Source organism: Micromonospora sp. NPDC049049 (assembly GCF_040649115.1).
Classification (GTDB): domain Bacteria; phylum Actinomycetota; class Actinomycetes; order Mycobacteriales; family Micromonosporaceae; genus Micromonospora.
The window spans coordinates 286,326-302,581 of record NZ_JBEZEX010000004.1; the positions used below are offsets into that span (position 1 = coordinate 286,326).

At 68.5% G+C, this 16,256-nt stretch carries 5 protein-coding genes; all 5 read left to right on the top strand.

The window, feature by feature from the left end; translation table 11 throughout:
- Window positions 1-702 precede the first annotated feature (702 nt).
- On the top strand, window positions 703-10,632 hold the full coding sequence (locus tag AB0B68_RS07265) for a LamG-like jellyroll fold domain-containing protein (RefSeq protein ID WP_357258273.1): 9,930 nt from the start codon (window positions 703-705) through the stop codon (window positions 10,630-10,632).
- Window positions 10,633-11,209: 577 nt separating this feature from the next.
- Complete coding sequence (locus AB0B68_RS07270; RefSeq protein ID WP_357258275.1) at window positions 11,210-13,576, top strand: hypothetical protein; 2,367 nt, start codon at window positions 11,210-11,212, stop codon at window positions 13,574-13,576.
- A gap of 95 nt (window positions 13,577-13,671) precedes the next feature.
- Entirely contained in the window at window positions 13,672-14,415 is a 744-nt protein-coding gene (locus AB0B68_RS07275) for a winged helix-turn-helix domain-containing protein (protein ID WP_357197789.1), read from the top strand.
- 72 nt (window positions 14,416-14,487) lie between these two features.
- Window positions 14,488-15,513 carry a cytochrome P450 gene (locus tag AB0B68_RS07280; protein WP_357258277.1) on the top strand — a complete coding sequence of 342 codons (1,026 nt, stop codon included), beginning with the start codon at window positions 14,488-14,490 and terminating at the stop codon, window positions 15,511-15,513.
- Window positions 15,510-16,256: isocitrate lyase/phosphoenolpyruvate mutase family protein (locus AB0B68_RS07285; RefSeq protein WP_357258279.1), on the top strand; the 747-nt coding region annotated here is incomplete at its 3' end. The genes AB0B68_RS07280 and AB0B68_RS07285, both read left to right, overlap by 4 nt.

Below are 16,256 nucleotides of genomic sequence, written 5' to 3' on the forward strand. Positions count from 1 at the left end.
AGAAGACGTCCGTGGTGTGGACTCTTTGGTTAACTGGGACACGTTTGTGTGATCCTCCCCCGAGAAGAATAAGAATGACCGCAATGAATTGATCAGTCTGTGGTGATCGCCACATTCGCAGAGGGTCCACTGTGCGCGGTGAGTGATCCATCCGCCACGGTCGCGGCCCATCATGCACGACCGTGGGCCGCCTGCCAAGCGCGGAAGCTCGGCCCGGTTCGAGAAGTCCGGGAACGTCCATGATGGACATTCGGGGCGGGTCGGAGCAGGGAGCAAACGGACTTAAGGCTACAAATGGTCGAAGTCTTAACGGAAAGTAGTCTCCCCAGGTCGTAGCGCAAATGAGGAAGGTTGCCGCCACTCTGGCTTGACAGCCGATCGAGCGTGCTGCAACCTACAGCGGCATATCGATGAGTAGCAGCACACGGGGGTGTGAAGCTGTGACCGCTGACTTGGCGGCATTCTGCCGTGCCGAGGCGACACGAATATTGTTGGGCGCTCCGCTCCCGCGTGAATTCCGTCCACCCGAGTTGTCTCTTTCTCTTTTATGACATTCTCGTCGACCTATGAGTCGGCGTCGTAACGCCGTGCCCGTGAAGAGGTAGCGGCGATCCACACCCGGCTTCGTGGGGCCTTCGCAGGTCTCGCGGCCGGCACGTGCCTGTCTCCGCCTCGTAGCCCGTCCTCGATCCAGGGGTGACCATGTCCTTCAGCATTCGCCGTCTGCCCGACCCGCGCGGTCGGCTGACCGATCTGCGTGGTCGGCTACCCCGGCAACGTTCGATGTTCGGCTCCGGCACCACCCGGTCGGTCCTGGCCGCCGCTCTGGCCGGTGTGCTGATGCTCAACCTGGGCGGCAGCGGGGTGACGGCGTTGCCGGCGGGCGGTGCCCGCGACCGGGACGGTGTGGCCTCCGCCGGTCGGGGTGGCGGCGGCGCGAAGCCGAACCAGGCATGGGGCTCGGCGGCCGGGAAGGCTCACGTGACACCCGGACGCCCCAACCGTGACCTGCCGAAGTCCATGCGCGGGCAGTACCCGTTGCACAAGCTCGCCGACAAGCCCGCCCCGGGGCGCAACAAGGCGTCCGTCGCGACGGCACCCGTCGAGGACGCCCCAGGCTTCGACAAGCGAACCAGCCGGGAACGACCGGCCGAGCGCGACGTCAACCAGCGGGTCTTCGACAACGCCGACGGCACCCAGACCACCGAGTTCTCCTCCTCCCCGATCAACTACCGCAAGCCGGACGGCACCTGGTCGCCCATCGACCACGCCCTGGTGCCGACCGCCGACGGGTGGGGGATCGCCGCCGACTCGGTCGGTCTGCGCCTCGCCGGCAACGGTGCCGCGAGTCAGGTGGCCCGGCTGAGCTTCGACGCTGACACCGAGTTCGGGTTCGGTCTGGCCGAGGCGTCCAACGCGCCGGGCCGGGTGGACGGCAACGCCGTCACCTACCCCGGCGTACGCCCCGACGTCGACCTGCGTCTGGAGCCCCGGGCCGGCGGCGTGAAGGAGACCCTGGTCCTGCGCTCGGCCAAGGCACCCGCCTCGTTCGTGTTCCCGCTGAGCCTGCGCAACCTCACCGCGAAGCTGGTCGACGGTCAGATCGTCCTCAGTGACCGCGACGGGCGTGAACGCGGCGTGATCCCGGCGGGTTACATGGTGGACGCCGGCACCGGCACGGCCGGTCCCGCCACCTCCACCAAGGTGGCGTACGAACTGGTCACCACGGGTGGGCAGACGGCGCTGAAGGTCACTCCCGACCGGGCGTGGTTGGCCGACCCGGCCCGGCAGTACCCGGTCGAGGTTGACCCGACCGTCGGCCCGCCGGTCGCTGCGATCAACGCCGACAGCAGCATGTACGTGCACGGAGACAGCTCCACGTCCGGCAGCAGCGAGTTGCTCGTCGGTCGCTCCGGCGGGTCCAACGCGGCGGCCTACCTCAAGTTCGGCAACCTGGTCAGCCGACTCCAGAACCACACCATCCACGGGGCGGCGCTCTCCGCTGTCAACTTCGACGCGGCTTCCTGCAAAGCGCGGGCGGTCAGCGTCCACCCGGTCACCGGGTCCTGGTCGGCCGGCACCGGCTACTCATACCCGGGGCCGGCAGTGGGTGGCGCGCTGGTCAGCCGCTCGTTCGCCCACGGGTACGTCGCCCTCGGCCAGTCCCAGTCCGCCTGCCCGGCAGCCGGGGAGATGTTCGACCTCGGCGTCGGCGGCCGTAACCTCGTGCAGCGCTGGGCCAACGGCCAGCAGGCCAACAACGGTCTCTCGCTGCGCGCGTCCACCACCGACACCTCGGCGTGGAAGAAGTTCGCCGGTACCGGCACGGCGAACCCGCCGGCGCTCTACGTCACGCACAGCCCGTACAACGCCGGGTACGCGATCCCGAAGCCCACTCCGGAGCCGGCCGTCCTTCGTAACCAGGACGGCAAGGTGAAGGTGACGGTCACCAACCTCGGTGCCGAGGCGTGGACGCCGGCCAACTACTACCTCGCGTACCGGGTCTACAACGCGCAGACCGGCGCCGCGGTGACCCAGCAGCGGGCGGCGAACCTGCCCTCCACCCTGGCCCGTGGCGCGAAGGTCACCCTCGACGCGACGGTCAAGCGGTTGGAGCCCGGCTCCTACTTCCTCGACTTCACCATGGTGCGTACCGGTGGAGCGGTCTTCACCGACCACCAGGTGCCACCCGGTCGGATCGTGCTCCAGGTGTTCGACGTTCCGCCGGTCGTGCAGGAGCTCTACCCGGAGAACGGGTACCAGGCCCCGACGCTCACCCCGTTGCTCTGGGCCCGGGCCGTGGACACCGACGCCGCACCCGGTGCCACCTTGTCCTTCAAGTTCGAGATCTGCGACCAGACCGACGCCGGTGCGGCGACCAACTGCACCAACTCCGGCTACCAGGCCAAGCAGTCCTGGGTGGTGCCCGCCGGCCGGATGGTCTGGGGCAAGAGCTACCTGTGGCGCTCCTTCGTCAAGGACAGCGCCAATGAGGTCATCTCGCCGTACTCGACAATGCTCAGTTCGGTGCCACAACCGGACCTGCTGTCCCGGATCGCCACCTCGCCCAACGCCGAGCAGGGTCGCGAGTTCGACGCTCAGACCGGAAACTTCGCCACCTCCGCCGTGGACGCCACGGTGGTGACCGTCGGTCCGGAGCTGAACCTGGTCCGCACCTACAACAGCCTCGACCCCCGCACGACCGGTGTCTTCGGCGCCGGCTGGTCCAGCCGGTACGACATGACGCTGGTCCCTGACAACGACGGCTCCGGCAACGTGGTGGTCCGCTACCCGGACGGCCAAGAGGTGCGGTTCGGCAAGAACCCGGACGGCACGTACGCGCCGCCGCCGGGCCGGGTCGCGAAGCTCACCGTCGACAGCAGCAACTGGAAGCTTGTCGACCGCACCGGCAGCACGTACCAGTTCTCCCTGCTCTACAAACTTCAGAAGATCACCGACAACTCCGGGCACTCGGTCAACCTGACCCTCGACCCGATGACCGGCAAGCTCGCCCGGGCCCAGGTCTCCAACAGCCAGAGCAACACCGCCGGCCGTTCGCTGACCTTCACCTGGAACGGCAACCGCATCGCCACGGTCAGCACCGACCAGGTCAACGGCGCGAAGCTGACCTGGAACTACACCTACGAGGGTGACCTGCTGACCAAGGTCTGCGGCCCGGAGTCCGCCTGCACCAACTATGCCTACGCGGCCGGTTCGCACTACCGCACCGCCGTTCTTGACGCCAAGCCCGACTCGTACTACCACCTCGGCGAGGCCGAGGGCACCGGCGCGGCCAGCGACGTGGCGATCAACCTGGGCAAGGACGCCGGCACGTACCGCAACAACGTCACCCTGGGCCAGCCCGGTGTGCTGGAGGGCACCAACGGCACCGCCGCGGCCTTCAACGGCACCTCGGCCTACCTCGAGCTGCCCAAGGGGCTGGTGAAGAAGAGCCGCGACGTCTCCGTGGAGCTGTGGTTCAAGATCGGCCTGACCCAGACCGGTGGCCCGCTCATCGGCTACCAGGACAAGGCCGTCGGCACCGCCGCCACCAGCGGCGTCCCGCTGCTCTACACCGGCACCGACGGCAAGCTGCGCGGCCAGTTCGCCACGGGCACGATCGCACCGATCACCTCGGGCATCACTGTCAACGACAACAAGTGGCACCATGTGGTGCTCTCCGCGATGGCCAACACCCAGACCATGTATCTCGACGGGGTCAAGGTCGGTGACCTGGCCGGGCAGCCGATCGAGCACTCGCTGCTGACCTTCAACCAGGTCGGCCTCGCCTCGGCAACCACGCCCAGTTCCTGGCCGGCCTGGGGCGGCACCGCCCAGCGCTACTTCGCCGGCACCATCGACGAGGTCGCCGTCTACTCGCGCCCGATCGGCCCGGACACGGCCAAGGCGCACTTCCAGTACGCGAAGCCGGCCGCCCAGCAGCTGACCCGGGTCACCCTGCCCAGCGGCCGGGTCGCCACCGAGGTCGAGTACGACACGGCCACCGACCGGGTCAAGGAGTACACCGACGACAACGGCGGCACCTGGAAGGTGGGTCAGCCAACCGTCTACGGCGGCGACACCGACCTGCGGCGCAGCGTCCAGGTCCTCGACCCGGCCAACCGCCCCTACCTGTACGAGTACGACGCGCTCGCCGGTCGACTGCTGCGCTCCGGCACCCCGCTCGGACTGGAGACCCGCGAGGAGGACCGCCCCGGGCAGACCAGCCCGACGCCGAGCCCGCCGCCCACCGAGGTCTGCACCCAGCCCGACCCGAACGACCCGGCCTTCTGCACCGTGATCCCTGGCGACGCCGGTGGGCCGATCTTCGTGCGGCACCCGTTGGACGGCATGGCCATCCGCTCGTTCTCCTACAACGCGGACGGCCAGCAGAGCAAGGTCACCAACGAGAACGGTGACACGGTGGAGATGACGTACGACAGCCGGGGGCGTCTCGCCACCCGCAAGAGCTGCCGTACGTCCACCCAGTGCTTCACGAACTACTACACCTATCCGGCTTCCATCACCGACCCGTTCGACCCGCGCATCGACCTGGCGGTGGAGCAGCGCGACGGCCGCTCCAGCGGCCCGACCGACAACAAGTTCCTGACCACCTTCGCGTACCGGGAGCGCACCGGTCAGCTCCTCACCCAGACCAACCCGGACCTCAGCAAGGTCACCCACACCTACACCAGCGGCGGCGAGGCCGGTGTCAACGGCATCCCTCCGGCCGGGTTGCTGGCCAGCAGCATCACCAACGGGCAGACCAAGCCCACCAGCTACGCGTACTACGCCAACGGTGACCTGTACAAGGTGACCGAGCCGTCCGGGCTGGTGACCGAGTACACCTACGACGCGCTCGGCCGACGGATCACCGAGAAGGTCATCTCCGACACCTATCCCGCGGGCGTCACCACCACGATCACCTACGACGGGCACTCGCGGGTCGCCACCGTCACCGGCCCGGTCACCACCGACGCCGTCACCGGCAAGCAGCACCAGAGCCGAACCGTCAACGAGTACGACGCCGACGGCAACCCCACCAAGGTCACCGTCAGCGACCTGCTCGGTGGTGACCCCGAGCGGGTCACCAGCACCGAGTACGACGACGAGGGACGGCCGGTCCGGGTCGTCGACCCGGAGGGCAACGAAACCAGCTACGGGTACGACAGGTTCGGCAACAAGACGACCATGACCGACGCCAACGGCAACCGCTATGACTGGGCGTACACCGCTCAGAACAAGGTGGCCGAGGTGCGGCTGCGGGACTGGCGCAGTGACCCGGCCGGCACCCCCGGCACCGGCACCGGCGACTACCTGGTCCTGCACTCCTACTCGTACGACTTCGCCGGGCGGCTGGCCAGCGACACCGACGCAATGGGTCGGCGACTGGAGTACAAGTACTACCGCGACGACCTGTTGGAGAAGATCACCCTCAAGGACTTCCGCAACCCTGACGGTTCCAAGCGGGACTACGTCGTGGAGGAGAACACCTACGACGGGGCCGGCAACGTGACCCGCAAGGTCGGGGCCAACGGCACCCAGATCACCGACCATACGCCGGACGAGGCCGGCAAGGTGAAGAGCACCGTGCTGGATCCGACGGGGGTGCGCCGGACCAACACCTTCACCTACGACTACAACGGCAACGTCAAGCAGACGGTCCGGACCGGAAACCCGTCGAACCTGAACTGGGAGGTACTGGCCACCTCCGAGGTCGTCGACTACACCTACGACGACGCCGGCAACGTGCTCACCGAGAAGGTCACCGCCGGCAGCAGCACCCGGGTGACCAGCTACACGTACGACAGGCGCGGCCTGCGTACCTCCGTCACCGACCCGCGTGGAAATGTGAGCGGCGCCGACAAGGCGAAGTTCACCAGCACCTTCCGCTACGACGAGCTGGGCCGCCAGGTCGGGCAGAGCGGCCCGACCGTCCTGGCCGAGAGCGACGGCAACGCCGCCGTCTCCACCAACCCGACCAGTTCGGTCGGCTACAACACCTTTGGCGAGCAGGTCGCCGTCAAGGACCCGCTCGGGCGAGTCTCCACCTCGGAGTACGACAAGCTCGGCCGGGTGGTGCGCAGCCTCGCGCCGATGTACCTCGCGCCCGGTGTGACCCAGCCGGTCACCCCGGAGCACAAGCGCCGCTACGACGCCCTGGGCAACGTGCTGGAGGAGACCGACCCGGCCGGCATCACCAACTACACGTACGACCAGCTCAACCGGTTGACCATCCGGGACGAACCGTCGAAGACCAACGACGACCGCGCACTTACCCGTTACACCTACACCCGCACGGGCGAGGTCCTGTCGGTCACCGGCCCGACCGGTGCCCGGGTCGAGTCGACCTACGACGACCTCGACCGGCAGGTCACCCAGACCGTCGTCGAGCGTCGGCCGACCACCCGCAACCTGGTCAGCAAGCTCGTCTACGACGACGCGGGCAACCTGACCTCGTCGTCGTCCCCGACCGGGGCGACCACTGTCAACACCTTCAACGGGGCCGGCGACATCACCCGCAGCACCGCCCCGACCGGCGAGGCCATGATCTTCGGGTACGACTTCGCCGGCCGCCAGGTCCGGGTCTCCGACGGCCTCGGCCGCACCACCCGGAGCGGCTACGACCAGTTGGGTAACCGCACCAGCACCGTGAACCTCAAGGCCGACGGCACGGTCCTGCGCACCCAGAGCTACGGCTACGACGTGGCCGGCAACATGACCTCGTCGAAGGACCCCTACAACACCGTCACCACCTACGAGTACGACGCGGCGGACCAGCTCGTCAAGCAGATCGAGCCGACCGACGCCGACCCGATCACCACCACCTTCGGGTACGACGCCGCCGGTAACCGGACCCGCTACACCGACGGCCGCAACAACTCCACCATCTACACGTACAACACGTTGGGTCTGCCGGAGTCGGCGATCGAGCCGTCCACGGCGAGCCACCCGGCAGCTGCGGACCGCACCTGGACCGTCGCGTACGACGCCGACGGCAACGCGGTGCGGCTCAGCGCCCCGGGTGGGGTGAGCCGCATGCGGACCTACGACGCGGCCGGCCGCCTGACAGAGGAGACCGGTTCCGGGGGTGACACCCCTACCGCGACCCGGACCCTGGACTACGACCAGGACGGCCGGCTGAAGAGCGTCAACGCCCCCGGTGGCAGCAACACGTACAACTGGAACGACAGGGGTGGTCTGCTGTCCACCGCCGGCCCGTCCGGCACGGCGAGCTTCGACTACAACGACGACGGCCGGGTGACCAGCCGCACGGACCTGACCGGCACGGCCAGCTTCGGCTACGTCAAGGGTCGCCTCGACACGCTCACCGACAGCATCACCGGCCAGCAGCAGAAGCTTGACTACGACGCCGCCGGTGACGTCAAGACCGTTGACTACGGTGCCGGCCGCGTCCGCACCTTCGGGTACGACGACTACGGGCGGGTCGCCAGCGACGTGCTGCGCAACGCGGGCGGCCAACCAGTGGCCTCGGTCACCTACGGCTTCGACCTCAACGGCCACCTCACCAGCAAGAACACCACCGGCACCGCCGGGGCCGGCGCCAACACCTACGACTACGACAAGGCCGGCCGGCTGATCTCCTGGACCAGCCCGGCCGGGACCGTCACGTACGCCTGGGACGCCAGCGGCAACCGGGTCCGGGCCGGGTCCAAGACCGCGACCTTCGACGAACGCAACCGGCTGCTCTCCGACGGCGACTACACCTACGCGTACACCCCGCGGGGCACCCTGCGGACCCGCACCAGCTCGGGCCTGGCCGAACAGTTCTCGTTCGACGCCTTCGACCGGCTCACCGGGGCGCAGAACCAGACCTACACCTACGACGGCCTGGACCGGGTCGCGTCTCGCACCGGCAACTCCTTCGTCTACGCCGGGCTGGGCGACGAGGTGGTGCACGACGGATACGAGTACTACGGTCGCGGCCCGAACGACGAGCTGCTCGCCACCGTCCAGGGTGCCAACAAACGGCTGTCGCTGACCGACGCCCACGGTGACGTGGTGGCGGCCATCAACCCGGCCGACACCCAACTGTCCACGCTGAACGACTCCACCGCGTACGACCCGTTCGGCAAGAAGGTGACCAGCACCGGCAGCACCGGCCGGCTGGGCTTCCAGGGGGACTGGACCGACCCGGACACCGGGCAGGTCGACATGGGCGCCCGCTGGTACCAGCCCGGCACCGGCACGTTCACCTCGCGGGACAGCGTCAACTACACCTCCGGCGACTCGATCCTGGCCAACCGCTACACCTACGGTGCTGGCGCCCCGCTGGACTTCGACGACCCGGACGGCCACTGGCCGCGCTGGATGAAGCGCGCCGCCGGCGCGGCCGTGAATATCACGTCCAATGTCGTCAACACGGCATACAACATCGGCGCCTCGATCTACAACGGCGCCAGGAGCGTGATCTCCTACGGCTACAACCTCGCCGTGTCCGGTCTCAAGGCGGTTGGCCGGGTCATCTCCAGCACCGCGAAGTGGATCGGCGAGAAGACGATGAACGCCGTCCGCTACGTCGGCAGCAAGATCCAATCCGGACTCAACCAGGTCGCTCGCGCCGCCGACTGGGCAAAACAACAGAAGCAACTCATCGCGCAGCGTATCTATCAGGCCAAGGTCGCGGTGACCGCCGCCGCGAAGTCGGCCATCCAACAAGCTGTCAAGTTCACCAAACTGCCGGTGATCCAGGCCCTGACAAAGCCACTCATCACGCTCGGCAAGGTGGTCTCCACCGGCTTCAAGATGGCCGCGAGCGTCGTCGCGGTCACCACCATGGCTATTCAGGACCCAAAGAAGTACAGCCAGAACCTATGGCTGGCGGCCGCACAGAAGCTGACGCCGCTCGTCGAGGGCGCCGAGAAGGTGTGGGACAAGGCGACCCAGTTCGTCGAGGATCACGCCGCCGAGATCGCCGGCTTCGCCGTCGGTGCCATCGTCGGCCTGGGCTGCGGCGCGGCCATCGGCTGGACCGGCGTCGGGGCGGTGGCCTGCGGGGCGCTCGCCGGTGCGGTCGGCTCGGCGGTCACCGGTTACATGGACGGCAAGCGCGGCTGGGACCTCGCCGGCGCCACCGCCATGGGCGGCCTCACCGGCGCCCTCGGTGGTGCACTTGGGTCCATCGGCGGCCAGGCGTTGGGTGCTGGTATCCGCGGGCTGAGCGGGGGGCTCCGGTCGGCCGGCAGCAAGGCGCTGAACGCGGGCATGGGCGAGGCCCGCAGCATTGGTCGGGGCCTGCTTGGTAAGTGCGGTAGCAACAGCTTCACCGGCGAAACCCGGGTGCTGATGGCGGACGGCAGCTCCAAGCGAATCGACCAGGTGGAGGTTGGAGACAAGGTTCTCGCAACCGATCCCACGACGGGACGTACGGAGGAGCGTGCGGTTACCGCGCTCATCGTCGGTGCAGGCAGTAAGGATCTTGTCGAGATAACTGTCGACACCGATGGCAAGCAGGGTGATCGGACGGAGAAGGTGACCGCTACGGCCGGCCACCCGTTCTGGGTCGCCGATCAAAACCGGTGGGTCGAAGCGAAGGACCTGGAGAGCGGCTACATCTTCGAAACGGCCGACCACCGGCCAGCATCCGTTGTTGCAACTCGAAAGTGGACGGAATATCGCCAGGTCCACAACCTGACCGTCGATGCCATCCACACCTACTATGTGCTTGCCGGCGACTCTCCAGTCCTTGTTCACAACTGTGGTATGGGCCCCCTTCGGCCCGGAGTTGTTAATACGCGAGCCGCTGTGGGCAGTGGCCCGAGTCAGGCGTATCAGGTGGCTCACACCGGCCCCTGTGAGCAGTTGTGCGTTGGCGGCGGCGCGCGGGTCTGGGCGGATGGCATTGAAGGAATTAGCACCTTGCTGGATGCAAAGTATGTCGGCAACCCCGGTCGCAGTCCCTTTGTTCCAGGTTCAGGGATACCCGACAAGATTAGGGGCTTCATCAACGCAAAGACCGAGAGTGAGTTCAGCAGGTACGCCGACGTGATTGCCGATCCTGCCAATCCTTTCGAGAGCCTCCGGGTTATCACTAATGAATCCGGTGCGGTACCCTATTTCGAGGGCGTCATGAGTAAGTTCGGCATTCCAGGCGAAGTTGTCGTTAGGTAGGGCATGTAGTGTATCTAGCGTTGATTCAGGATGATGAGTGGTCCTTGAGCGGAGCAGACCTTATCCAAGCGCTGCATAACGACTGGCCTTCGGTCGTGGTGGTTGAATCGGTAGACGGGCAGGATCCTGCCCGCGAGGTCAGCTGGATCCATGGTGCCGGGAAGGATCAAGTTGAGGGATCGGCGCACGAGTCTGGACAGTGTATTTATCTGGACGGACAAGAGCGACCGGTAGCGGAATTCGTCGCCTGGTACCGACGCTTGGTGCCTAACGACCGTGCCGTGATTCTCTGCGACGACAGTTACAACTTTGACGCGGTAGTCGATCCCGGGTCGGGAGTTGAGGAAGTTATTTCCCTTTTTCCCAAATAGGCGAACACTGTTGTGTTTGGCTACGCCGTTTCAGGATTTGCGTGTCCCTCGATTTAAATTGTGCGGGGAGTTTCTGAGGGTATTGCCCGAAGTTGGTGAAGTATTCGCTTCCTCGATAGGCTTCGTCACGCCAGTAGCCGCAAGCTGAGGCAGTCTGCGCCAACATGTTCGAGTTGAATTGTTCGCTTTAGTCTCGGGGAGTTAATATGGGTCATCAAGAACGGCGAAAACTGCGGCTATTTGGGCCGCTCGGCCTTGTTCTAGCTCTCACGGCGTGGATGGCGGCAGTGGTTCTCGGCCCTGCAACAGCGCACGCGGACGCGGCCGGTAGGGGTGGTGATTTCGTGCCGATCGACAGCGTGCCCCTTCTGGACACCCGGGACGGCACCGGCGGCACCACGGGTGTTCGGGGCGCCAAGTCCGTCACCACGTTCAACGCCGTAGGCATCGCCGGTATCCCGAGCAGCGGGGTCAGCGCGTTGATGGTCGACGTGACGGCCATCTACCCGACCGCCAACACGTTCCTGACCATCTACCCGGACCTGACGGACCCGAAGGCTTCGGCCATGAACGCCTCCATCGGTGAGGTCATGACGAACTCGGCGGTGGTCAAGCCCGGCACGAACGGCAAGCTCGCGGTGCGCAACGCGGGCGGCAACGTCCACATCCGCGTGGACGTGGTGGGCTACTTCACCACCGCCACCGGCAGCACCGGCTCTGGTTTTGTGCCGGTGGACCACACTCGGGTGGTCGACAGCCGGACCGGGCAGGGAATCACCGCCGGCACGATGCCCACCCGTGGAACGCGTACCGCAAACATCTCCGGCAGCGGGCTCGTGCCCAGTTCCGCGACGGCCGTCATGTTGGACGTCGTGGTCGTCGGCGCGACCGGCAACGGTTGGATGACCGTCGGATCGAGCACGGCCGCGGAGACCGGCATCGACTACGCCAAGGGCGCCACCTCGATGGGGATGGTCGTCAAGCTGAACCCCGGCGCCGGCGGCGCAGTGGTGTTGGACAATCGCGGGCAGGCCGTGCATGTCGCCATCACCGTCCAGGGCTACTGGACCGGCAGCCCGACCACCGGTGCCGGCCTGCGCACGGTTCCGGCGACCACCCTGTACGACAGCCGCTTCCCCAGTGGCGCCCAGCCGGTGCCCGCCTACGGCACAGTCGATGTCGCGGTCGCGGGCACCAACGGCCTGCCGACCCGTGGCATCGCCGCGGCCGTCCTCAATGTGCACGCCGTCGCCCCGACTGTTGACGGGTTCTTCAATGTCACGCCCCTGGGCAGCGCCTTGAACGTTGCGTCGACGACGAACTTCCCCGCCGCGCACGTCGCCCGGTCCAGCATCGTGGTGACCAAACTGGGCACCGAGGGGAAGGTCCAAATCAGGAACGCCAGCAGCGGGACCGTGCACATCGTGGTCGACCTGCAGGGCTGGTACGCCGACCCGATGCCGTTCCTGCCGACTGAGTCCTTCTCCCGCTCGACGGCGTTGCAGGGTGAGCCGAGCGACGGCAGCTCGCTCGGGGTCATCGTCTACGCGCACACCGACAACACCGGGCAGGTGCGGGTCGTCCACCAGCAGAACCCGGACGATTTCAGCAGCGTCCAGCACGTTCCCCAGTTCGGTGCGGAGGCGTTCACCGGGCAGCCCGCCTTGAATGTGCAGAGTGGCACCAAGCAGGTGCAGATCAGCGCCTTGCACACCACCGGCACCGTGTGGACCGGTGCCCAGACGGCGGCGAACGCCGCGACCTGGGCGACGACCGGGAACCTCGGCGGCACCATGGTGGGCCGGCCCGCCTCGGTCAACCTCGCCGACGGCACCAGCGTGCTCTTCGCCGTGGACGTCGATGGTCGCCTCTGGCACTACCGACAGACCGGGACGGCTGCGTCGTGGAAGAGCCTCGGTGACGTCGACCTCACCGGCGGCGTCACTCTGGTGAAGGTCGATGCCGGTGTCCGACTGGTCGCCACCACCATGACCGGCACCATCAAGACCGCGCTCTACTCCACCGACGGCACCCTCAGTGCGTGGGTCGACCTCGGCGGAAACGTGACCGGTGTGCCAGCCGCCTTCATCAACCAGGGCTACCGGACCGCCGTGGTGGCCCGTGCCGCCGACGGTTCGCTGATCATGAAGAAGCAGGAACTGGGTGGGGCCTGGCCGGCGACCTGGCAGACGGTGGGTACGTTCACCGCAGCCGGTTCCCCGGCCGCGATCCTCGACCCGGCGTTGGGCCGGATCGCTGTCGTCGCCCGCGGGCCCGACAACGAGATGTACCGGGTGTACGAGACCGAGCAGGGCTCCAGCACCTTTGGTGAGTGGCTGCGCCTGTACGAGAACCCGAGCGACCCGACCGCCGCCACCGCCGCCACCGATCCCACCATCGCGCCGATCCAGAACTCCGGCGGAACCGGCTTCGTGGTGGTCTACCGCAACCGGAACAACACCACCATCGCGCTGGACCGGCGGTTCGCCGCCCCCGGTGGGATGGCGGCAGCGAAGGCCAGCCCGTCGGCGGTCAGCTTCACCGCACACCTGATTCCGACGCCGAAGTCCTGAGCCTCGGCACCACCAGCTTGGGGGCCTTCGTCCACGTGACGGAGGCCCCCGGGTCGTTGTTCATCGGCTCGGCGCCTGCTTCCTACACTGGGGCGATGAGCGTTGGCACCGACGGTCGGGGGATGGCCGAGCTGGCGGCCCTGCTGGCCGACGGCACCCGCGCCGGGATGTGTCTGGCGCTGCTCGACGGGCGGGCATGGACCGCCGGTGAGCTGGCCCGGCGCGCCGGCGTCGCCCCGTCGACGGCCAGCGACCACCTCACCCGACTCGTCCGCGGTGGGCTGCTCGTCGAGGAGCGGCAGGGCCGCCACCGTTACCTGCGGCTGGCCGGGCCGTCGGTGGCCCAGCTCATCGAGGACCTGGCCGGGCACGCCCCGGCCACGCCCACACCGACCGGGTCGCTGCGCGCGGCGACCGCGAGCGCTTCCCTGGTGTACGCCCGGACCTGCTACGACCACCTCGCCGGGCGGCTGGGCGTGTTGATGTACGACGCGCTGCTCAGCGAGCGCCGACTCGACCGGGCCAGTGGCTTGGCGCTCACGCCCGACGGGTGGGCCTGGGCGGCCGGGTTGGGCGTACCCGTGGACGTGCTGCGCGTCGCCCGCCGCCCGGTGGTCCGCGACTGCCTGGACTGGACCGAACGCCGCCCGCACCTGGCCGGGGCGCTCGGCGCGGCGCTCTGCCGCCGCTTCACCGAGCTGCGCTGGATCAGCCAGGGCATAGGCCGCGCCGTCCGTCTCACTCCCACCGGCCGCCCCGGCCTGGCCGCGGCCCTGGCCATCCCCGAACACACCCTCGACCCGCCGGTAGTCCCGCCGCCCACGAGCGGTCGCGCCTGACCGGCGAGCAGCGGGTGACAGTGGCGGGATCGTTCGGTGTGGGGCGAACGGTTCGCGCCCTACGGTCGGGCGGTGACTGACACCTGGCCGCATATCGCGCCCGCCCCGGGAACACCCTCGTGTGGACCGCCCTCGTTCGAACCGGAACGCGGTTGGTGGGTGACCCGGCACGCCGACGTGCGCGCCGCGCTGACCGACCCGGCGTTCCAGGTGCCTGCCGTCGACACCGGTCCGCCCGGCACCCTCGCCTGGCTGCGCGCCACGGTCAGCCGCTTCAGTCCACCGCTACGGCACGCCGACCGTCGGGCGGTCGCAGTGCGCGCGCTGGCCCCGCTGGCACCGGACGACCTGCGACTGGATGCGGTGCGGCTGACCGTGGCCGTTCTCGACCGTGCCGGCGACAGCGTCGACGTGATGCGGGAACTGGCCCGGCCGGTGCCGCTGCGGACGTTGGCCGATCGCCTCGGTTTCGCTGATCCGGCAGCCGTCGGGACGGCGGTCGCGGTCGTCGCGGCGGCGTACCACCCGGGGGTGGACCCGGCCCTGACCGCGCGGGCCGACGGGGCGGTGACGGCGCTGCTGGCGCTCGCGCCGCAGGGTCCGCCGGAGGTAGGGGCGAACCTGATCGGTCTGCTGGTCCAGGCGTGTGATGCCACCGCCGGCCTGATCGGCGCCGCCGCCCATCACCTGCTGCCCCCGGGTGTGCCGACCACGGCACGGACCGCCGACCTGCTGGCCGAGGTGCTGCGCCTCGACCCGCCGGTCCGGGCCACCCGACGAGTCACCGTCGACGAGGTACGGCTGGGCGGGCGGGATCTGCCGGCCGGAAGCCCGGTGCTGCTGCGCTTCGACGCGGCCAACCGTGACCCGCAGGTGTTCACCGAACCCGCGACGTTCCGGCCCGGTCGGCCCGGTGCCGGGCAGTTGACCTTCGGGACGGGGGAGCGGGGTTGCCCCGGCGACCGGCACGCCCTCGCGCTGGCCACCGGTGTGCTCGACGTGCTGCGGGAACGCTGCCGGCGCGGCCTCACCCCGATGAGTTACGAACCGCACCCGACCCTGCGGGTGCCGACAACCCTGGAGGTGAGCGCCCGATGATCGAACGTCGGGCCGCGTTCCACGCCCTGCACCGCGCCGGCCGCCCCCTGCTGCTGCCCAACGCATGGGACCACGCCTCGGCGGCGGCGCTCGCCGCGCGTGGACATCCGGCCATCGGCACCACCAGCCTCGGGGTCGCCGCGACCGCCGGCCTTCCCGACGGCGTCGCGGCCACCGCAGCGGAGACCCTCGCCCTGGCCCGCCGGCTGGTTCAGCTGCCGGTACTGCTCAGCGTGGACGTGGAGGCCGGATTCAGCGACGACCCGGCCGAGGTCGCCGAGTACGTCAGGGAGTTGGCCGGGCTCGGCGTGGTCGGGATCAACCTGGAGGACGGGCGGGCCGACGGCACCCTCGCCGACACCGAGGTCGCCGCTGCCAAGATTGTGGCGGTGAAGGCGGCGGTGCCGGAGCTGTTCGTCAACGCCCGCACCGACACCTGGTGGCTCGGGGTGGACGAACCACTGCCGCAGACCCTCGCCCGTGCATATGCCTACCGGATGGCGGGTGCGGACGGGATCTTCGTGCCCGGGACCGCCGACCTGGCCACCCTGCGCGTCCTCACCGAGCGGATCGACGCTCCGGTGAACGCGCTGTACCAGCCGGGCGGCCCAGGGCTGGCTGAGTTGGGCGGGGCCGGGGTGGCCCGGGTCAGCACCGGCTCGCTGCTGTTCCGGGCCGCGCTGGGCGCCGCCCCTGGGCACCAGGGCCTGCACCTCGGCGTACGACGGCAGTCCTCCCGCAGC